Below are 20930 nucleotides of genomic sequence, written 5' to 3' on the forward strand. Positions count from 1 at the left end.
CGGCAGATCCGATGCCTTACGAACTATTTTATGACACGCTGTTTTCTTTGAGTGATGCCGGCCAGTCCCAGGGCTGAAGCAAATAGCCAGACACTTGCTGGCAACGGGACCACGGACGCCTGTATGTGATAACTGTAACCCGCTTTTATGTTATCGACTGCTGCGAAGCCGTCCATGCTGAGGGATTCATTGCTTAGGGTTCCGAACCAAGACGATGGGTTTGGGTTGGGCATTGTCACACAGGAAGGAATAAGGCCCTGTGGGATAGTACAACCGAGAGATGCCGACTCCGACTGAAACGCCGTGTCGCTGGTCATAAGACTAAACAAACTCGGGAAATTGAAGCTATGGATTGCGCCGTTCAGCGTGACGTTGGCGTTGGTAAACAATAGCTTGTCGGTAATTTCACCGCTTGCAGACGTTGTAGAAGGACTTGCCGTGCTTTGATAGCGCTCGACGTCAAATGACCCGGAAATACTGAACGGTCCTAGATTCTCACTTGGCTCCGAACCGTCTGCGCCGACTACGATAAAAGAGGGGATGTAGGTAGCAAAGCTTCCCGCTGAGTTAATAACGTAATGAGTCGTTGCAGTCTTGATGAAATCCGAGCCGGCAACCACGGTTGCTTGCGCGGAACTGATCGCCAGCACGCCGCCTAACAGAACGATACCGCGTGAAATAGCCAAAGATCTAAACATGAATTTTCCTTAAATTGTTGAAATGACAGGCTTCCTAACCATGCGTTAGGCGGCGGCGATTCTATAGGCACAGGTAATTTCAGTCAAACAAATAAGCTATGCTGCTAGGCGTTTTTGCCGTTTCCCCAGTTGCCGATTATGTCTCATGTAAAGTCTTTTAAATGCGTTTCCAAGAAATCGATAAACACCCGGGTCTTGGTCGGCATCAAACGCCGACCTGGGAACACCAGCCAGGCTGTGGTTTGCGGCAAACACCATTCCGGCAGCACGCGCACCAGCTCTTGATTGGGCATGTAAGTGCTGGCGTAAGAATCCGGCGCGGCGACGATGCCTTGGTCCTGCATTGCCAGTTTGACCAATAATTCCGGCGAGTTGGCTTGGATGCGTATCGGCGGCATGCCCAGCCATTGTTGTTCGCCCCTCGTCAAGCGCCAGGCCGGCGCTTCCCGATTACCGGCCTGCAGGCTGAGGGCATCGTGTTCCAACAATTCTTCGGGGTGCGCCGGTGTGCCGCGTTTTTGCAAATAAGCTTGAGACGCATACAAGCCCCAGGTTTGCAGATTCAAGCGCTTGGCCGTCAACGTCGCGTCATCGGGCAAATCACCCATCCGAATCGCCAGATCGAAACTCTCGCTGAGTAAATCCACTCGTCGTGCAGATAGATCGATTTCCAAGGTAATAGCCGGGTAGCTGTTGCTGAATTGGGCCAGTAAGGGAGCCAAAAACAGATTGGCAAAGTCGTTGGGCATTGAGATGCGCAATACGCCGCTGGGCTGAATTTGCCGATGTTGTGCCAATGCCATCGCCGCTTCGATTTCCTCGCTGACCTGCCGGCCATGTTGCAGCAGGCGCAAACCGAATTCGGTCAAATTTAGCTGTCGGGTGGTGCGTTGCAACAAGCGCTCGCCCAGCTGTTTTTCCAGATTGCTGATCCGCCGTGACAAGGTTGACTTAGGCAAACCCAGCAATTCGCCGGCTTTGGAAAAACTGCCGGCATCGGCGATTTTGGCGAATAGCCACAGGTCGTTAGGTTCTATCTGCATGATTGTTCCTCCAGTGGAATAATGTTATCCATTTTCCGGTCTTCTGCTCAATATTATCCCGGCGTATAGTCAACCCAACTTCAACACCTTTGGGAGACTAACATGAACATTCTGCAAATCAACTCCAGTATCCGTGCCGAAAATGCCTATTCCAGCCGCTTGGCCGACAATTTGGTGGCCGGTTTACGCCAGCAAACGCCGACCGCTGAATTAACGGTACGCGACTTGGCGAAAACCCCGCATCCTTTGCTGGATGAAGCGGCTTTGATTGCGCTGAGTACGCCCGCCGAACAGCGCAACCCCGAGCAAGCGCAACGGGTGGCGCTGGACGATGCCTTGATTGCCGAGATTCAGCACGCCAACATCCTAGTGTTAACCGCGCCGATGTATAACTTTGGGATTCCGGCACAACTGAAAGCTTGGATAGATGCTATCGCTCGGGCCAGGGTGACGTTTCAATACACCGAAAACGGCGTGGAAGGCTTGTTGAAAAACAAACAGGTGTATGTGATCCAGACCGCCGGCGGCAAACACAGCGGTACAGCGACCGACAGCCAAAGCACGTATTTGCGTACCGTCTTGGGATTTTTGGGTATGACCGATGTCACCTTTATCTACGCGGAAGGCTTGGCGATGGGCGGCGACGCCGAGCAATTGGCCCTGCAAGCCGCGGCCACACAGATTGCCGCATTGGCAGCCTGATCGTTAACCTTAAATAGGAGAACAGCGATGAACACAGACACAGTAAAAAGCGATGACGTAATGCGGTCCCGCGCTATCGAGCAGCTAGTGGTTGGCCACGCCACCTCGGACGGTGCCGGCGTGAAATTGACCCGCGTGCTGGGCCAAGCCTTGCAGCAACGCCTCGATCCATTTTTGATGCTAGATGCCTTCGGCAGCGATAAGCCCAACGATTACATCGCCGGCTTTCCCAATCATCCGCACCGGGGTTTCGAAACCCTGACTTATTTGATCACCGGCCGGATGCGGCATAGCGATAACGCCGGCCATCAAGGCTTATTGGAAACCGGCGGTATTCAATGGATGACGGCGGGGCGCGGGATTATCCATTCGGAAATGCCCGAGCAAAAAGACGGCATGCTGGAAGGCTTTCAATTGTGGATCAATCTGCCTGCCGCCCAGAAAATGCAGCCGGCCGGTTATCAAGATGTGCAAAGCGAGCAGATTCCGGAATTGCTTACGGCCAATGGCGTCAAGGTGCGGGTGATTGCCGGCAGCAGCCATGGCGTCGCGGGCGCTATTCAACGGCCGGATACCGAGCCGCTGTTTCTGGATGTGCATTTGCCCGCTGGGGCCAGTTTCAGTCAGTCTTTAGCCGTCGGTCACAATGCGTTTTTTTATGTGTATCGCGGCGAGGTGGCGGTGGCAGAACGGTCGGTAGCTGCGCAACGCATGGCGGTGTTAAGCAGCGGTGAGTCGGATGGGGTGATATTGCAGGCCAAGCAAGACAGTCGTTTGATCCTGGTGGCCGGCAAGCCTTTGCGTGAACCAATCGCTCAGCACGGGCCGTTTGTGATGAACACTCGCGAGCAAATCGAGCAAGCCATAGACGATTATCAAGCCGGTCGTTTTAACGTCGCGGCTTAGAAGCAAACATATGGGAGTAGAGACGATGAATACGGCCCAGCCCGACAACCAGCACTTGCCGAGGATGCCGGCCTTATTCATCGGTCACGGCAGTCCGTTGAATGCGCTGGAAGATAACGAATTCAGTCGGGCTTGGGCGGAACTGGGACAAAATCTGCCCAGGCCCAAGGCGATTTTATGCATCTCGGCGCATTGGCAAAACGATAGCACACGGGTTACTGCGATGCCGCAGCCGCGGACCATCCACGATTTCTACGGCTTTCCACAAGCCTTGTTCGATTTTGTCTATCCTGCGCCGGGCAGTCCGGCATTGGCGGCGAGGATCAAGGCGCGGATGCCTGGGATTGAGTTGGATCAGGACTGGGGTTTGGATCATGGCAGTTGGTCGGTTTTGTGCCATCTGTTTCCCGATGCAGACATCCCGGTTTTACAACTCAGTCTGGATACAAAAAAGTCGCCTGAGCAGCATTACCAACTGGGTAAAGCCTTACGCTGCTGGAGAGACGAGGGGGTGTTGATCGTCGGCAGCGGTAATATCGTACACAACTTGCAAGCTTTGATTTGGCGGGATACGGCTCATGACTGTGCCGTCGCGTTTGCCGAGCGGGTTAAACGCTTGATTGCCGCAGGCGATCACAGCGCCGTCGTCAAATACCGCGAATTAAGCGATGCGGCGTTGGCCATCCCGACAGACGAACATTTTCTGCCCCTCCTATACATCCTGGGCTTGCAAGGTGACGGCGAACAGGTCGGTTTTTTCACGGACAAAACCACGCTGGGCGCGATTGCCATGTTGTCTGTGCAAATAGGTTAACGGGCATGTAGACGCTAAATTCAGCTTACTTCCGCTGAGCGTCAGATATTCGCCGTTTGTGGTGGCCTGTTTCCGCATTCGGGCATAAAATCCGCCGATTAACCATTCTGTGCGCCGCCAGCAATATGCCCAACGATCCAATTCGCCGCAAGTCACCTGAAAACAAAGCCAGCAATAGTGTTGCCGTTCCTGGAAATACGCTGCGCGAAGTCGCCGCTGGCTGGGCGGACTATGAACTATTGGATGCCGGTGACGGCAAGAAGCTGGAGCGCTGGGGTGACGTGGTGACGATACGCCCGGAGATTCAAGCGCATTTCCAGCCGGGTTGGTCGTGGCCGGATTGGCAGGCGAGGGCGGATTGGGAGTTTGTAGAGCTGTCATCCACGCAAGGCACCTGGAAAAAATTGAAGCCGCAGGCTAGCGAACACTGGCAAATTGCTTATCAACAATTGCAGTTCGGTCTGAAGCTGACCAAATTCAAACACCTGGGCTTGTTTCCGGAACAACAAGCCAACTGGCGGTTCATCGCCGAGCGGGTCAAACCGGGCGACAAACTATTAAACCTGTTTGCTTACACTGGTGCGGCCTCACTGGTGGCCAGGGCGAATGGCGCGGAAGTGGTGCATGTGGATTCAGTCAAGCAAATGTTGGATTGGACCCACGACAATATGGCGCGTAGCGGGCTGACCAACATCCAATGGGTGCTGGAAGATGCCTTGAAATTTGCAAAGCGCGAACTCAAGCGCGGCAACCATTACGACGGCATCATCATGGACCCGCCGGCCTGGGGTTTGGGCGCCAAGGGCGAAAAATGGAAACTGGAAAATCAGCTGGCCGACTTGATCGAAACGGCGCGCGGCTTGATGAATCCGGGGGCGTTTTTAGTCCTGAACACCTATTCTCCCAAAGTGGACTTGCAGGATTTAGCCCGCGCTGCCGCCCCTTGTTTTGCTAAACGCCAACTCGAAATCAAACAACTGTGGATGCAGAGCCAAACCGGCAAAGCTTTGTTTTATGGAAATTTGCTGCGGGCGACGGCTTAATCCGCGAATGGATTGAGGACCCGAATTCCTGTGCCGGCAAAGTCACCAACATTCCGGGTGACAACGGTAAGATCGTAAATTAACGCCGTAGCAGCGATCAATTTATCCAAGGGGTGTTGAGGATTTGGTACGCGCATTTTCCCCCAAACCAGCGCAATCTCGTTGTCGATAGGCAAGACATGATGGCGATATTCCTGCATAAGCTGGTTTAGCCAGTTCTCGAGTAACTTGCCTTGGCTAAAATCGCCGCGGTGATAAATCAGATCCACGCCGCGCCGCAATTCACCGACGGTGACGACAGAAATATACAGCTTGTGATCATTTTGGGCGACGCCGGCAAAGAACTGGTTAACGCCCGGATTTGTCTTGCTGCCTTTGCGGATTTCGCTAATCACATTCGTGTCAATCAAATACATCAGCCAAATCGCTCTAGGTATCTACACGCAGAAAGTCAGTATCCGAACCGACATTGGGCATGGCGGCAAGCGCTTCCGTAAAAGATTTCCGTTGCGGCCCGGTCAAAACCTCCGCCAGGATGGCGCGATGTTCTGCTTCTGTGGAACGATGGTGGGCGGCAGCTCTGGCTTTCAAAGCCTTAACCAGCGTTTCATCAAGATTTCTAACAACAAGGCTGGGCATAGCTAACTCCAAGGGGTGGTGCTATCAATGCTAGCATGCGCTTTGGCGTAGCGGTAGTCTTTTAACTCTAACGTTGTTGGCCCGTAAAAAACGGCCGAGTCGCAAATACACCGTCGGCAAAACGCTTACCCTGCCACGACAAACTGCGTTTCAACACAAAATCGAAGCGAAATGGATGGTATTCCTGTAGAGCCAGCAACGGTTCGACGGCATCGCCCGGCAGCAAGCCGGCATCGGCAAAAGCCGACGGCGAGATCAACGGCAAAATGCCGGTCAACGGGTAATCCGAACCGTACAGCAAGCGGCTATGCCAGCTGGTTTCCGTCAGCAGGGTTTTGATTACGCCCATATCGCGGTTGCGTAACACAATCGCCGAAATGTCACCGTATAGCAGGTCCTGCCACTGTTTATCCGCCATCAACTTGGCAAACAAATCAAAACTTCGCACTTCCCGGCCGTCTTCATCCACATCCTTGCCCAATGTCGCGCAATGGGCAATCACCACCCGGACGCCGGCATCGAGCGCCCGCCGCAAACGCAGCGGATTGCCGAACAAAGGCTGGTCGGCACCGTGCAAGGCGTTCTCTTCGCCGCCGTGGGTAATGATCGGTATGTTCAATTGGGCCGCCGCTTTATAAAACCGGTCGCATTGCGGCGAAGCAGGGTCTATGCCCATTGCCGGCGGCAGCCATTTCACGGCGCGGGCACCGTTGGCGGCGGCTTGTTCCAGTACCGTCACGCAATCGGGGCGATAAGGATGAATGCTGGCTACCCATTCGAAGCGCTGCGGATAGGCTTGCGCCAAACGCTGAGCGTACTCGTTGGGGACAAAAAATGCGGTATTCGCATGATCCGGGTCGCCGCTGGCGCCATGGGCACGGTCAAACGCATAGAGCATGGCCTTCGAGCCTTTGGGCATGTTGTCCATCAGGGCTTGTAAGCGTTTGACGAAGGCAGTGTCTTGGTCCGTGTCAGGGATGCAAGCTGCGTTGGCGTAAGCCCAGTGTTGCAGGGTTTGCACCGGGTGCTTGAGCGGGGCATGCATATCCGGCGTTTGCGTAATGCCGCTACCGCCGTCGCCGGAGCCGATGATGTGGGTGTGGCAATCCCACCAGTCTGCCGGATCGATGCCTTGCCAAGCGGCGGTTTCTAGGGCTGATGCCGGCGTCCCGGCTGGATTGAGACAGGGATTAGTTAAGCGAAACAGTGCAGACGCCGGCATGCTGCTGGTGGCCAAGCTGGCAGCCGCCAGTTTTAAAAAGCGGCGGCGGGCGCGACTGGTAGCGGGCACGCGATGGTTTGATGTCATGGGCTGTTTTCTAGGTCGGATACTGTGGGGATAGGATCCGCAAAATCAAATGGGTTGTAAAGAGGTTGGGGCGGATTTTGCTTGGCTTGGTGCTAGCGCTATGGCCTTGCAGATTGGGTGAATATTAACCCGGCTCTTAAATTTCCTGGAAGGTGGAAGCCGTTAGACGACTCATGGGTTTCGCGCAGTTGCAGCGCTCCCGCTTTTGCGGGAGCAACGATGTGTAAAGGCCGGGTTAAAAAATTTCTTATAACTTAGAAACTTATTGCGCCCTCAAGGAAGAACGTTCTTTGTGGATAAGGATGAAACACATAAGCCGTTTTGTCCGTTAGGTTGTTGATACCGAATGAGATGCGGCTTTTCGCAGGTTTACCCAGCAAATCGTACTTAAAGCGGTAGCTGGTTTTAAAGTCCAGGAAGAAAAAACCGTCCTGCGAGCCGAACACATTGTTGACGTGGTCTTTGTTATCAATATCGTTGTAAGAGTCGCTGGTATACCGGCCGGCCATCGAAGTGTCCCAAGCCTCACTGATGTGATAGGTTGCTAAAGCGTTAAAGCGCCATTCGGGTAGGCGAATCCGTTCTTTGCCGGTCAGGTTGTAACGGGTAAACGAGCCATTGGCTTCCTGGAAGTTCAGGTCTGGACCGCCGTCTTCGACAATGGCATTCATCCAAGTGGCGTTAAAATTTAAATCGAAGTCAGAATCAAGCACGCGAGCTTGGTCGTATACCAATTCTACGCCGGTGGTGCTGGTAGCAGGAATGTTTTGAAACGCATTATCAGTAAAGGCGCCGGACGCGCGGCGGACTTGCTGGATCGTGTTGCGTATATCATCCCGGAATACATTGACCCTTACGTAGCCGTTATCCAGCCCGTATTCGATCATGAAGTTATGATGCCAGCCGTCCTCGGGCTGTAAGCCGGCGTTGGCAGTGGTTCTGCTGGTCGCGTTTGTAATATTTTGATACATCTCGGCGATGACCGGGAACCGGTAGGCACGGCCAAACGAGTACCGAAACTTCCAGTTTGAGGGTTCAAAGCCCAGCGAAGCCTTGGGTGAAATGGCGTCGGCACTGCGGTCCGGCAAAGGCGCTCCAGCGCCTATACCGCTGCTTGCCAGCCACCACTCGTAACGTGCGCCCAAGGTCAAATCCCAATCGGGCGCAAAGTGGTAGGCGAACTGACCGAACATGGCGTTGGTCGTCACCTCGCCTCGATTACGACTACCTACCTGTTCTGAGCCAAGCTGATTTGCCGAATAGTTAACATAACCAAATTGCTTGAAATCCATATTGTAGTTATCGAAGTGGTAGCCACCTAAAAACTCCAAGGGTTTCCAGCCTAAAAACTCCCTCGTGCTGAGTTTCAAGTCATAATTTTTCCAATTGAAGTCGTCAAAAACTTGCAATCGCCCGTTTCCGCCCTGCGCATTGCTTGCATTGCTTACATTTATAGGGTCGTTGGGAGAGAAGTTTGCGGATCGGCGATCATCTTTTATGACATCCAGATAGCTAAACGTGGTGTCGATGTCCCATGTGTCAGAAATAGCCCCTTTTACCTGCATGCCGATTTGCATGGTTTGCCTTTCGTCGTCTGAGGGACCAAATCCGCTATTTTGAACATTGAATGCCCGCCCAGCAAAGACTGCATCACGAACGCTGTTTGCAGCGTTGTTGTTATCACCATAGTAGGCGTTGCCGTTTGCAGAGGTCAGATAATTACGCGGTTTTTCGGATTTACGAGTGCGCTCCTCGAATGCGCCGGTAAATATCGCCTGCAAATCCGGCGTGATGTCGTATCCCACTTTAAGTTTAACCAGGTCGGTATTGACCAACTCGGGGCCGCTGTCGCCGTAAATGTAACTGGGCGTGCCGCGGGTGTCTAAAATCGGTACTGCGCCGTTTACCGCTGTTTGCGTGCCGTTGGGATTGCGCAAACCGGTATTATCGATGAAGTAACTCATAGGCTGGCTTTCCGCTTCCAAGCGGTTGTAGGAAAGCAGCGCAGACCATTTATCCAAACGATTGCCATACGAAAAATATTGCCGGTTGCCGTCAAAGGTGCCGCCATCCGCGCCAATATTCTCCCAAGGCTGCACAAAGTAGCTGGTTTCCGCGTAGTACTCTTCTTTCATTGGCATGTGGGTTTTAAGGTTCACTACCCCGCCGATGGAGTTGCCGCTGTATTCCGCGGAGAAAGGACCGTAAACCACGTCAACCGCGTCGATTTCGTTTGGGCCCACCATCGACCAGCGCGGCGCACCGTTAAAAGAAGCCTGCAATTGATTGTGCAGCGGTAAGCCATCGGCATACACCATGTTTCTGGCCGTCGAGAACATATCGGCCCCGCGGATGCCTAACACGCCATTCGGGTCGCCGATATAGCGCTGGCGGATTTGCAAGCTGGGTTGGTACTTGACGGCTTCTTCAGTGGTTTGGGCGTTTTGCCGTTCAATTTCGGCGCGTGATAAGCGGGTTGATGGCGAGGTGAAATGCGAGTCTTTCGCCACTTCACCGGTGATCACCATTTCTTCCATCACTTCGTCTTTGGTGCTAGCGCCCGCAGCCGGCGTTTCCGACGACACTTGTTTTGATGCTGTTTGACTATTGTTCGCAGTGGGCTTGTCCGTTGGCTTGGAAGCTTCTGCATTTTTTGCCATATGTTTCGTGGCGTCGCCTGTACTTTTCTTCTGTGTTTCAGCGATGGCGACATTGCTGGTAATAGCCAGCAGAACAGCAGTAGACAATAAAGAACGCATCGGCAATCTATAAGACGCTGATTTATCAAGTGTTTCGGATTGATTTTTCACGTTTGATCTCGGTTGTAATTATTATTTCTGGATTATTGCTAAGTTTGTTTTAGCCTTCTGATCTACTCAATTTGAGCGATTTTCCGAGCTGGATCATGCTGATAGCTAACAGGTTTTCCGGATAAAAAATATTCCGAATTTCCGGCAAGATTGGGGCCAAGATTAAATGGCTTTGATTTTATTGATAAATAATTAATAGTTGCGTTTTATATTTAATAAACTGTGTTATTTAACTGATTTTTTAGGTTTTTTTGGGCGATACGCCTTGCTATTCCAAGGTGCTATGTCTGAGACATAAACTTTTAAACGAGCGAGATCTTTAAAAAAAAGTCGGATAGTTCAATAATTTGATAGGCGTATTGGTTTGCACAAGATTGAGTGGCTTAAAAAGATTAAACGATTCGTTAAAGCAGCCGGTAGGTAAAAGCAAAGTAATAAACTATGTTAAATGACTACATCGCCTGAGTTGAACCTGGACCACAGCCACTTTATCGTTAGCTTTGTCGTTTGGGCTTGAATGTGGTCTTGACTGGCGATAAGGTGCTTAGTTTTTTGATGGCAAATTCGGCCCTGGCAGCTAATTTAATAAGGATACTATGAACACAAGAACCATTCTGGTTGGTCTAGCTTTAAATCTCATTGGCTGTAGCGTGGTTTTGGCGGAACAGCCCGAAATAAAACCCTTCACTCCCGGCAGCTATCAACAGATTTTGGCGGTAAACGCCAACAAGCCGTTAATGCTGGCGATCTGGTCGGTGGATTGTCCGTCGTGCCTCAAAGACATGGACATACTGGGTAAACTGCACGAGAAACATCCGGCTCTGAAAATCGTCATGCTAGCCACCGACGATGCGGAAGCCTTGCCGGAGATCAAACGGATTATCGACAGCCATAAACTCGGCGGGCTGGAGAATTGGGCTTTCGCCTCCGATAATCCCGAAAAACTGCGTTACGAGATCGACCCGGCCTGGTATGGCGAATTACCCAGAACCTATTTCTTCGATGCCGGCCATCAGCGGGTGGGTAAGAGCGGGGCGATGTCGTTGGAAGAATTTGAGGCGCAACTCGGTAAGCTGAAAATGTAATGCAGCCAAATCCGGCCCGTCAGCCGTGGAGCGCGGGCTGCCGCAAACGGTACAGGCCATAAACCGCAAAGCCGATCAGGTTCCAGATCAGAAAATACAGCTGCGTAGTGCTCGGTAGGCTGATAAACAGATACAGGCAGCCCATTATCGCCACCGGTCCGGTGATCCAGACAAACGGTGCCGAGAATTTCCGCGGCATTTCCGGCTGTTGATGCCTGAGCAACAACATGCAAACCGCCACGACACAGAATGCCAGCAGCGTGCCGGCATTGGCCAGTGCGGCGATGTCCGCCAGCGGAAACACGCCGGCGATGAGACTGACGATCACGGCGGTAAACACACTGGTGCGAACCGGAGTACCGCGTGGCGACACTTTGGCCAAGCCGCGCGGCAGCAGCCCGTCGCGGGCCATCGCAAAGAAAATCCGGCTTTGTCCGTAAAAAAACGCCAGCACGACCGTCGGCAAAGCGATCACCGCCGATGCCGCCAGCCAGCGTGCCGCGTTAGGTTTGCCCAACTCGCGCAAAATCAGCGCCAGGGGTTCCGGGCTGTCTGCGAAGCGCCGATAATCCAAAGCGCCCAGTGCCGCAACCGCCACGGCGACGTAAATGGCCACGCAGATCAGCATCGAACCGACGATACCCAGCGCCAAATCGCGGTCGGGGTTACGGGTTTCTTCTGCCGCGGTGGCAATCGCATCGAAGCCGTAGAAGGCAAAAAAGATGATCGCCGCCGCAGCCATTACGCCACGCTCGACGCCGTCCGCGCCCAAGGTTTTAATGAAACCAAACGGCATAAAAGGTTGGAAATGTTCGGCTTGGAACAGCGGCAACACCACCGCGATAAATACCAGCAATGCGGTGAGCTTGACCACCACTAACAAGGCATTGACGCTGGCGCTTTCCTTTGTGCCGATCAGCAAAAGCATGGTGACAACCAGGATGATGAAAATCGCCGGCAGGTTGATCAACCCGCCGAGTTCCGGGCCTTGCATCAACTGCATCGGCACGCCCAAGCCTTCCTGCAACAGCGGCGCCGCGTAACCGGACCAACCCACCGCTACCGCACTAACCACCAGCGAATATTCTAAAATCAAGCTCCAGCCCACCAACCAGGCCGCCCATTCGCCGATGACGATATAGGCATAGGTGTAAGCGCCGCCGGTGGCCGGCATCAGCGTCGCCATCTCCGCATAAGCCAAGGCCGCGCAGGCGCAAATCGCCCCGGCAATCACAAACGCCAGGATCACCCCCGGCCCGGCCTTGGCCGCGCCAACCCCAATCAAGGTCAAAATGCCGGTGCCGACAATCGCCCCCACGCCCAGCGCCATCAGGTGCGGCCAGCTCAACGTGGCGGGCAAGCACTGTTCTGTCGGCAGGTTGTCCGCGGCCGACCAGGGTTTACGCTGGCGCCAATTGTTCATATCGCGTCCCCTTTGCGGCGCGCAAGCCGGTAAAATACCCAGTCAATTCGGTCTATCCCAATGGAACCCCACATGAAAATCATCTCCTGGAACGTCAACGGCATTCGCGCCGTGCAAGATAAAGGTTTTGCCGATACGCTCGGCCAACTCGATGCCGAGTGTGTGTTGCTGCAAGAAACCAAGGCCCAAGACGAGCAAGTCAGCAAGGCTTTGGAAAATATACACGGCTATCACCTGTACTCCAACTCCGCGGAACGCAAGGGTTATTCCGGGGTGGCGATATTAAGCCGGCAGGAGCCAATTCAGGTAGTGCACGACATGGGCATCGCCGAGCACGACCAGGAAGGCCGGATCATCGTCGCGGAATTCGAAAAATTTTATTTATTGAATGTCTACGTGCCCAACTCCGGCGACGGCCTGGTGCGGCTGGATTACCGGCAGACCTGGGATAAAGAATTTCTGGCCTATATGCAGAAACTGCAAAGCCAAAAACCGCTGATTGCCTGCGGCGATTTCAACGTTGCCCATCAAGCCATCGACATCGCCCGCCCCAAAGCCAACTACAACAAATCCGCCGGCTATACCCAAGTCGAGATCGACGGCTTCAGTCATTTTGTCGAAGCCGGTCTGATCGACAGTTTCCGACATCTGCACCCGGATACCGTGGCCTACAGCTGGTGGAGCTATCGCGCCAATGCCCGCGAAAAAAACATCGGTTGGCGGATTGATTACGTACTGACCAGCCAGGCGCTGCTCGGGCAAATCAGCGATGCGTTCATCCTGCCGGATGTGTTCGGCTCGGATCATTGCCCGGTCGGCATCGAGCTGGCGCTTTGAGCGAAATGATCGAAAAGTCCCCTCTCCCTCCGTACCCGCAGGGCATAAAGGAGAGGGTTAGGGTGAGGGATGTTTTTAATTTTTTTATTCCGACAATCATGAGCGACCAACAGCATTTGCTACAACAACACCGTCAAGCGCTGCTGGCCTGTACTCGCTGCCCGGCCATGATCCGCCCGGTGGTCAGCGGCAAGCCGGTATTGTCGCCGGTGTTGCTAATCGGTCAGGCACCCGGCGATAAAGAAGGGGTGTTGGGCAGGCCGTTTGCCTGGACGGCGGGTAAGACGATGTTCAAATGGTTTGCCCAGATCGGGCTAGACGAAGCCAGTTTTCGGGAGCGGGTCTATATGGCGGCGGTGTGCCGCTGCTTTCCGGGGAAAAACCCCAAGGGCGGCGACCGCGTACCCAATCCGCAGGAAATTCAGCAATGCGCGTCCTGGTTGCAGGCGGAAGTCGAGCTGTTGCGACCCAAGTTAGTCATCCCGGTCGGTAAATTGGCGATTCAGCAAATGCTGGCGGTGGATAAACTCAGCGACGTCATCGGCGGACTGCATCGTTTAAATTTTCACGGCCACGATACCGATGTCATCCCGCTGCCGCATCCCTCCGGCGCCTCCACCTGGCACCGCACCGAGCCGGGAGCCGGTTTATTGCAAGCGGCATTGGCCGAAATTCAAAAGCATCCCGCTTGGCGGCAGATTTTGCTTGGTTGAGTTAGGGTGTCGTTGAGCTTGCGAGTTGCTTCATTCGCGAATGATGTAGCCTATAGGATGTGCCGACGTTAGGAGGCGCATCGATCGTGAAACAATTGCGCCATGACAGAATACCGCCGATTTTACATACCCAACGCTATGTGGTTTTTCACCGTCAATCTTGCGGAACGGAAAAACAATCACCTGCTGATTGATAAGATTGATGAATTGCGAAATGCCTTTAGCTATGTAAAACAACGCAAACCTTTTCATATTGATGCCATCGTCATCATGCCTGATCATTTGCATTGTATTTGGACATTGCCGCCCGATGATGGCGATTTCTCTGTTAGATGGAATATGTTGAAAGGACGGTTTTCCAGATCCATTGACCATGGAGAACGAATTTCAATAAGCCGTCAAAAACGCCGAGAACGAGGTATTTGGCAACGCCGATTGTGGGCGCATTTGATCGAAGACCAAGACGATTACAACAGTCATGTCGATTATATTCATTGGAATCCGGTGAAACACGGTCATGTCAAAAACGTCATCGACTGGTCGTATTCAAGTTTTCACCGTTTTGTGAAACAGGGGGTTTATGAAGAAAATTGGGGGAAGAGCGAAATGCCGGATATCAAAGGCATCGAGTAACTCGACAGATGCGCCTCCTGGCGTCGGCACATCCTATTTTCGTCAGAGTTTTGCGCACATTATCGCGTTGACGGCAGCATCCTATTTTCGCGAGGGTTTAGCGCACGTTATCGTGTTGGCCATACTCGACTTTTCACCGATGGGTTGAAAGGGGCGTCTATCCGTTGATTGGGCAGGAATTGACGGAGATTTATATGACTTTGAATAGTTTAAAATGCGGCGCAATGCCCGTTGAATAGGGTGCCTTACGGTTTTCGTGTTACAAGTCCAATTGTAGGGCGTCAATAGGCGCAGCCGCATTGCGCCGTATGTCGGCCTTCAAACATGCGGCGCATTACGCTATCGCTAATGCGCCCTACGAGCTGTTCGATAATCCCGGAAAAGTCGTTATCGTGGTGGGCGATGGTGAATATGCGCTTTATGCGGCTGACGGTGAATTTCTGGACTTATGTGTAATCGACTAATTGAGAGGTAGGGTACGCATCGCGTACCGACGGCGGGGATGAGAAAAATTTATTAGCCTGTTCTGCTTTTGTTCTGTGGTAGAATTGCAACCGGGTTTTCCAATGTTTGTCTTTAAAAAGCAGCAACCCAATATACCGCGTCGAGATGACGCTCCAATCCTAAAAAAGGAGGCATTTATGCCGTCAGTTGTATATCAGTCCAAATCTGGACATTCATTCATATTCAACGCATATGACTTCTACAATACCGCTTGGTATTACGATGTAAGCGGGGTCTATATCTTTGCAAAATATGATCGCTTATCGAATTCATGGCAATGCATTTATATCGGCGAAACAGATTCATTCGGTCGTCGTATGCCAGAGCACAGACAGGATAAGTGGCCCGAAGCGCTTAGTTGGGGCGCTCACGCTGTATTAGCGGCTGTTATCCCAAGAGAATGGGATCGGATGGTTTTGGAAAAAGAGCTTATCAACAGTTATCCAACTGTTCTAAATAAGAAGGATAATCCAATTAAATTGGGGCTGGGTGGCATTCTCAGATCCAATGAACAACATCGTGGCTTGGCTGATCTTGTCAGAGACAATCAGCAACTACAGCAAGGATATGGATTGCTTAGTACTTTATACCGTCTATAAAACGCAGAGTAGCCAAGGATGGCTAGCTCGCCTAAGGCGCAATAACTAACGGACATTGATCTGCAATCTAATGTGGCTAAGGCCCAGGCCCCACAGCCGACAAATCCGTATTCTGCTCATTCAACGCCCAACCGCCACCCAGCGCCTTATACATCTGTACCTGGGCGACCAGGACGTCCAGTCTGGCCTGCACCCGGCTGTTTTCGGTGGTCAGGTAGCTGCTTTGCGCGTTTAGCAGGGCTTGGTAATCGACCGCGCCGAGCCGGTAGCGGTTTTGCGAGATGTCGTAGGCTAGTTTGGCCTGGGCGGCGGCGTGTTGCAGAGCTTGCAGGCGGCGGCTGGAGTTGGCGTAGGTGGTGGCTGCGTCTTCGACTTCCTTGAAGGCGGTCAACACGGTTTTCCGGTAGTTTTCCACCAATTCGGCATTGGTTGCCAGGGCGTTGCCCAGGGCGCCCTCCAGACGGCCGCCCTGAAACAAAGGTTGGGTCAGGCCGGCCGCCAGGCTGGCCGCGACGCCGGCCGGTTGCGGGTTGGACAATACGCTGCTCAGGCTGAGTTGCAGTTTGGGATAAAACGCCGCACGGGCCACGGCGATGTCGGCATTGGCGGCGATCAATTCCATTTCCAACTGGCCGATGTCGGGCCGACGTTGCAACAGCGTGGCCGGCTGCTCGGCGGCGATGGCCGGCACGCTCAGTGCGGCGAATTGCGCCGGTTCCAGTACCAGATGTTGCGGCGGATGGCCCAGCAAAATGGCCAGGGTGTTTTCCGCCAGGGTTTGCTGTTGCATCAGCAAGTCCAGATTGGCGCGGGCGTTGGCCTGGGCGGTGCGCTGCTGCGCTACCTCCAGTTCGTAAGCAGCGCCGGCTCGCTGCCGGGCTTCGACGATGGTCAAAATTGCACTGACCGTGTCCAAAAAGTCGCTGGCGATTTGCCGGCGCTCCTGGATAGCCAGCAAATTAAAATAGGCCTGGCCGACATCGGCCATCACCACCAATTGCAAGGCATCGCGCGCAAATACCTGGCTTAGCAGCCGGGCGCTGCCGGCATCGCGCCGCGCCCGGTTGGCGCCCCATAAATCCACTTCGTAAGCTATGTCCAGCTGGCCGCTGGTTTTTTGCGTGTCGCTGGCGTTGTTGCGGGTATCGGTAAAATCGCCGTTCAGGGTCGCTGCCGGCCATAGCCCGGCACCGGCGATGCGGGCCTGGGCGCGGGCTTGTTCGATCCGCTGACGGGCGGCGTTCAAGTCGTTGTTATAGGCCAGCGCGTCGGCCATCAACCGGTTCAACTGCTCGCTGGCAAACGCCTGCCACCATTGCGGATTGATGTTGGCGATGTTGGCTTGTTCGGTCTGCCGCCATTGCGTGGGGGTTTCCACGACGGGGCGCTGGTAGTCGGTCAATAGATTGCAGCCGGTCGCCAATAGCACCGTGCCGGCCAATAGCAAACGCACAGGCTTGATCAAACGTATTCTCGAATCGCCATGGGTCTTCATTCCCACGAAACCGGGAAGCCATGGTGATGTAAGCTGTTGATTGGATTCCCTCATCCCAGCCTTCTCCTTTATGCCCCACGGGTGCTGAAGGGAGAAGGAGTCTTTTTGAGCTGTTAGAAAGTCCCTGAAGTCAAGGTTAACCATTTTATTCATTCCGCCGCCAAAGCCACGACCGGGTCCAGATGAGCGGCCTTGCGGGCCGGTAGATAGCCGAACAACAAGCCGGTGCCGAAGGCGCAGGAGAAGGCCAGGATCGCGGGCAGTGGAGAAAACAATACCGCCATCTCAAAGTACTTCAGGACATAGCCGGCCGCAAAACCCAGCAACACGCCCATCAGCCCGCCCAGGGTGCAGACCACCGCCGCTTCGGTATTGAATTGCAGCAGGATGTCGCGGCGGCGGGCGCCGGTGGCGATGCGGATGCCTATTTCGCGGGTGCGCTCGGTAACGCTGACCAACATGATATTCATCACGCCGATGCCGCCGACCAGCAAGGAAATCGCCGCGACGATGCCCAGCATCAAAGTAAAGGTATTCTGGGTTTCGGTGGCCGATTCGATGATGGAGGCCATGTTGCGGATGCGAAAATCTTCGGTCTGGTGGCGGGCGATCAACAAGTCGCTGATGGCTTGTTGGGTGGCGTCGATCTGGTTCAAGTCTCGGACTTTGACGGTGATGCCGCCCAGATATTTTTGGCCAAACAGCCGAATCAAACCGGTGCTGATCGGCACAAATACGCCGTCGTCGCGGTCGCTGCCCATCGCATCGGCACCTTTGGGTGACATCACGCCGATCACTTCAAACGGAATATTGCCTATCATCACAAAGCGGCCGATAGGGTCTTCGCCTTCCACAAAAAGCAGTTTGCGCACCGTTTCGCCCAGCACCATCACCGGCGCATAGCGGCGCTGGTCGCGTTCGTCGAAGAAGTCGCCGCTACCGACCGGCCAGTCGCGCACCATCGGCATGCTCGGCGCGACGCCTTGCACGCTGGTGGCGTAATCGACGGCGCCGTAACGCACCGTCAAGCGACTGCTGCGCTCGGGCGACGCCCATTCGACATTATCCAGCTCGGCAATCGCCTCGGCGTCGGCCAAAGTGAGTGTCGCCACGTCGCCGCCGCCGCGAAAGCCGGTCAGGCCGGGGCGAATCGACAAGGTGTTGGTGCCCATCGCCCGCATCTGATCCAGCACTTTTTCCTGGCTGCCCTGGCCGACCGCCAGCATCGTCACCACGGCGGCGACGCCGATCACAATGCCCAGCAAGGTTAAGGCCGTGCGGAACAGATTGGCCCGCAAGGAGCGCAGCGCGGTTTTGGCGGCTTCGCCCAGTTCGGCCAGCAAACCAGCCGCGCCGATGCCGCGGTGCTGGGGCGGGGCCAATCGCTGTCCGCTTTGATTGGCGGTGCCGTCGCTGACGATTTTGCCGTCGGCGATATGAATGATGCGCTGGGCGTGGGCGGCGACTTTGTCGTCGTGGGTGATCAATAAAATGGTGCGGCCTTCCTGATGCAAGGCTTTCAATAAGGCCATCACTTCCGTACCGCTTTGGCTGTCCAGCGCGCCGGTAGGTTCGTCGGCCAGGATGACCGGTGGATCGTTCATCAAGGCGCGGGCGATAGCAACCCGTTGCTGTTGGCCACCGGACAGTTGCATGGGTTTGTGACCGCTGCGTTCTGCCAAACCGAGTTTGCCGAGCAATTGCAAGGCGCGTTGCTGGCGTTCGGCTTTAGGTAGACCGGCGTACAAGGCCGGAATTTCCACATTCTCGGCGGCGGTTGCTGTGTTCAACAGGTTGTAGCGTTGGAAGACAAAGCCAAAGCTTTCCCGGCGCAGCTCTGCCAGTTGGTCAGGGTCTAAATCCGCGACATTTTGTCCCAGAACTTGGTAGCTGCCGACATCGGCTTTATCCAGGCAGCCGATCAGGTTCATCAACGTCGATTTTCCCGAACCTGACTGGCCGATGATGGCCACAAATTCGCCGGGCCAGATGCTTAGCGAGACATCGTCCAGCGCGCGGACGATGGCATCGCCGTTGGGGTAAAAGCGTTGAATATGTTCAAGTTGCAGTAGGGGCAGGGCGCTCATAATCTGGGCACTCCGGCGCCGGGATAACCCTGATCTCTTTTGCGATTCTTAGCCTTGTCGTCCATGCCGGCGTTGATTTGTAATTTTTCGCCGACCGCCAGGCCATCCAGCACTTGGGCAAAGCGCCGGGTTCTTAAACCAATTTGCACGACTTTGTCTTGCGGGCCTTGTTCGGTAAGGACTTTGACTTGGTAAGCATGGCCGCTGGCTTTATCTTCCTTGCGTTGGCGTGGGCCCAGTGCGTTCACAGGAATCAGCGGCACTTGCTCGGCCTTGCCCAACACGAAAAACATCTGGGTGCTCATGCCGGTCATCAGTTGCCGGTCGCGGTTATCGACATCCACCAGCACGTTGTAAAGCACCACGTTATTGATCACTTCCGGCGTCGGCAAAATCTGCCGCACCGTGCCTTGCCAGCGGCGTTCGCCGGAACCCAGCGTGGTGAAATACACTGGCATGTCGGAGCGCAGGCGCATCACGTCGGCCTCGGCCACTTGAGCGCGCACTGTCATCGTATCCAGTTTGGCCAGTTGCAAAATGGTCGGCGTGGTTTGGTTGGCGTTCAGAGTTTGGCCTTCGCGGGCTTTCTGATCGACCATGGTGCCGGCCATCGAGGCAAAGATTTTGGTAAAGCCCAGGTTGGTTTTGTCGCCGTTCAAGGTCGATTGCACTTGTTCGATTTGGGCTTGCAGTGCATCGGCGGTGGCTTTGGCGTTTTTCAAGGTGAATTCGCTGTTCTGAAAGTCCTGGACGCTGACGCCCTGGCTTTTCAGCAGCTCGCGGTTGCGGTCGTATTGCTGCTGGGCAAACACCACTTGCGCCTGCTGGCCGGCCAACTGCGCCTGCAAGTTTTTGATATTGGCCTCGTCGGCGGCGACCCGAGCGGCGTAAATGCGTGGGTCTATCTGCGCCAGCAATTGGCCGGCTTCGACGTTATCACCGATCTTGACGTAAATCTTTTGCAGCTGGCCGGTGACTTGGGCGCCGACATCCACGTATTCCTTGGGCTCTAGCTTGCCTTGGGCGGTGACGTTTTCTTCCAGATCGCCCAGCGTTACTTCCACGCTATCGGCTTTGTCCTGGTTTGCGTGTTTGGGTTGCTTGGCAAAATACCAGCCGCCAAATGCGGCTGCGATAACCAGTAAAAACAGGACAAGCCAGCGCAGACGCCGGCGGTTTGGGGAGGAATCGAGCGATTGCGGCATGGCAATAATGTATGTCTACTTGAGGATGACGGATAGTTTCCCGACCGGCAGTAGTGGCGATGGCTTCGACAGCGGATAGCAGGATATGGCTTGGCGGGATGCCGGAACGCTAGCTCAAGCCGCCCGCCAAGTCTGCAGGGAGTTTATGCTTTGGTATCGGGCTTGGCAATACTGGGAAGGTAAAGCTTGGTAAAGATGAGGTATCGGATTTTGGTTGGCGTCAATTAAGTAGGGAAGAAGACGCAGTCGACCCAAGGCGGAAGTTCGTGTATTTATCTTGAATGTCGGTTTAAAATTTAAACCAGCCATTCAAATAATAAAAATTGTAGGGTGGATAAGCGAAGCGCCATCCACCATGGGAACGCAAATAGGTGGATGGCGCTTC

General features: G+C 54.2%; 20 protein-coding genes. 10 read left to right on the top strand and 10 right to left on the bottom strand.

The genetic code is table 11. The features are described from left to right. Positions 1 to 23: 23 nt before the first annotated feature. Positions 24 to 698, bottom strand: a complete 675-nt coding sequence (locus DDY07_RS00230; protein WP_171694332.1) for a hypothetical protein — start codon at positions 696 to 698, stop codon at positions 24 to 26. Positions 699 to 841: 143 nt separating this feature from the next. Continuing rightward, positions 842 to 1741 (bottom strand): LysR family transcriptional regulator, encoded by a 900-nt coding sequence (locus DDY07_RS00235; protein WP_171694333.1) that lies wholly within the window; start codon positions 1739 to 1741, stop codon positions 842 to 844. A gap of 102 nt (positions 1742 to 1843) precedes the next feature. Between DDY07_RS00235 and DDY07_RS00240 the strand changes: the two genes are divergently transcribed. The 4 genes from DDY07_RS00240 (at position 1844) to DDY07_RS00255 (ending at position 5206) form a co-directional block, all read left to right on the top strand. Continuing rightward, a complete protein-coding gene (locus DDY07_RS00240; protein ID WP_171694334.1) occupies positions 1844 to 2443 on the top strand; it encodes an FMN-dependent NADH-azoreductase in 600 nt (199 codons plus the stop codon). A gap of 27 nt (positions 2444 to 2470) precedes the next feature. Beyond that, the gene (locus DDY07_RS00245; protein ID WP_171694335.1) at positions 2471 to 3349 is read left to right on the top strand and encodes a pirin family protein; all 879 of its coding nucleotides are present in this window, start codon (positions 2471 to 2473) and stop codon (positions 3347 to 3349) included. A 25-nt stretch (positions 3350 to 3374) separates the two neighbouring features. After that, a complete protein-coding gene (ygiD, locus tag DDY07_RS00250; protein WP_171694336.1) occupies positions 3375 to 4163 on the top strand; it encodes a 4,5-DOPA dioxygenase extradiol in 789 nt (262 codons plus the stop codon). 125 nt (positions 4164 to 4288) lie between these two features. After that, positions 4289 to 5206, top strand: coding sequence for a class I SAM-dependent methyltransferase (locus tag DDY07_RS00255; RefSeq protein WP_171694337.1), 918 nt, complete (start codon positions 4289 to 4291; stop codon positions 5204 to 5206). Here the strand turns inward: DDY07_RS00255 and DDY07_RS00260 are convergent. The 4 genes from DDY07_RS00260 to DDY07_RS00275 form a co-directional block, all read right to left on the bottom strand. Next, positions 5203 to 5622, bottom strand: coding sequence for a type II toxin-antitoxin system VapC family toxin (locus DDY07_RS00260; protein ID WP_033158368.1), 420 nt, complete (start codon positions 5620 to 5622; stop codon positions 5203 to 5205). The genes DDY07_RS00255 and DDY07_RS00260 overlap by 4 nt on opposite strands. Positions 5623 to 5635: 13 nt before the next feature. Continuing rightward, entirely contained in the window at positions 5636 to 5845 is a 210-nt protein-coding gene (locus DDY07_RS00265) for a DNA-binding protein (RefSeq protein WP_171694338.1), read from the bottom strand. Positions 5846 to 5912: 67 nt separating this feature from the next. After that, a complete protein-coding gene (locus DDY07_RS00270) occupies positions 5913 to 7154 on the bottom strand; it encodes an amidohydrolase family protein (protein WP_171694339.1) in 1242 nt (413 codons plus the stop codon). A gap of 254 nt (positions 7155 to 7408) precedes the next feature. Next, a complete protein-coding gene (locus DDY07_RS00275; RefSeq protein ID WP_367650840.1) occupies positions 7409 to 9964 on the bottom strand; it encodes a TonB-dependent receptor in 2556 nt (851 codons plus the stop codon). A 596-nt stretch (positions 9965 to 10560) separates the two neighbouring features. Between DDY07_RS00275 and DDY07_RS00280 the strand changes: the two genes are divergently transcribed. Further along, entirely contained in the window at positions 10561 to 11049 is a 489-nt protein-coding gene (locus tag DDY07_RS00280) for a hypothetical protein (protein WP_033158370.1), read from the top strand. Between the two features lie 19 nt (positions 11050 to 11068). Here the strand turns inward: DDY07_RS00280 and DDY07_RS00285 are convergent, their stop codons facing one another. Then, the gene (locus DDY07_RS00285) at positions 11069 to 12472 is read right to left on the bottom strand and encodes an amino acid permease (RefSeq protein ID WP_171694340.1); all 1404 of its coding nucleotides are present in this window, start codon (positions 12470 to 12472) and stop codon (positions 11069 to 11071) included. Between the two features lie 72 nt (positions 12473 to 12544). On the opposite strand from DDY07_RS00285, the gene DDY07_RS00290 reads away from it, so the two are divergent. From DDY07_RS00290 to DDY07_RS00310, 5 genes are all read left to right on the top strand, one after another. Beyond that, entirely contained in the window at positions 12545 to 13309 is a 765-nt protein-coding gene (locus DDY07_RS00290) for an exodeoxyribonuclease III (protein ID WP_171694341.1), read from the top strand. A gap of 98 nt (positions 13310 to 13407) precedes the next feature. Then, positions 13408 to 14022: a uracil-DNA glycosylase family protein gene (locus DDY07_RS00295; protein ID WP_171694342.1), complete on the top strand. Its 615-nt coding sequence runs from the start codon at positions 13408 to 13410 to the stop codon at positions 14020 to 14022. 102 nt (positions 14023 to 14124) lie between these two features. Beyond that, complete coding sequence (locus DDY07_RS00300) at positions 14125 to 14655, top strand: transposase (protein ID WP_171694343.1); 531 nt, start codon at positions 14125 to 14127, stop codon at positions 14653 to 14655. 308 nt (positions 14656 to 14963) lie between these two features. Beyond that, the gene (locus tag DDY07_RS00305; protein ID WP_171694344.1) at positions 14964 to 15119 is read left to right on the top strand and encodes a hypothetical protein; all 156 of its coding nucleotides are present in this window, start codon (positions 14964 to 14966) and stop codon (positions 15117 to 15119) included. A gap of 75 nt (positions 15120 to 15194) precedes the next feature. Further along, positions 15195 to 15758, top strand: coding sequence for a GIY-YIG nuclease family protein (locus DDY07_RS00310; RefSeq protein ID WP_171694345.1), 564 nt, complete (start codon positions 15195 to 15197; stop codon positions 15756 to 15758). Between the two features lie 76 nt (positions 15759 to 15834). Here DDY07_RS00310 and DDY07_RS00315 read toward each other — a convergent pair whose 3' ends face one another. The 3 genes from DDY07_RS00315 to DDY07_RS00325 all read right to left on the bottom strand — a co-directional run bounded on the left by DDY07_RS00315 (position 15835) and on the right by DDY07_RS00325 (position 20545). After that, positions 15835 to 17253 carry an efflux transporter outer membrane subunit gene (locus DDY07_RS00315; protein WP_216614687.1) on the bottom strand — a complete coding sequence of 473 codons (1419 nt, stop codon included), beginning with the start codon at positions 17251 to 17253 and terminating at the stop codon, positions 15835 to 15837. A gap of 149 nt (positions 17254 to 17402) precedes the next feature. Beyond that, positions 17403 to 19340 (bottom strand): MacB family efflux pump subunit, encoded by a 1938-nt coding sequence (locus DDY07_RS00320; RefSeq protein ID WP_171694346.1) that lies wholly within the window; start codon positions 19338 to 19340, stop codon positions 17403 to 17405. Next, positions 19337 to 20545 (bottom strand): efflux RND transporter periplasmic adaptor subunit, encoded by a 1209-nt coding sequence (locus tag DDY07_RS00325; protein WP_253734362.1) that lies wholly within the window; start codon positions 20543 to 20545, stop codon positions 19337 to 19339. Before DDY07_RS00325 ends, DDY07_RS00320 begins: the two co-directional genes overlap by 4 nt. Positions 20546 to 20930: the final 385 nt, after the last annotated feature.

Source organism: Methylomonas sp. ZR1, from assembly GCF_013141865.1.
Lineage (GTDB): Bacteria > Pseudomonadota > Gammaproteobacteria > Methylococcales > Methylomonadaceae > Methylomonas.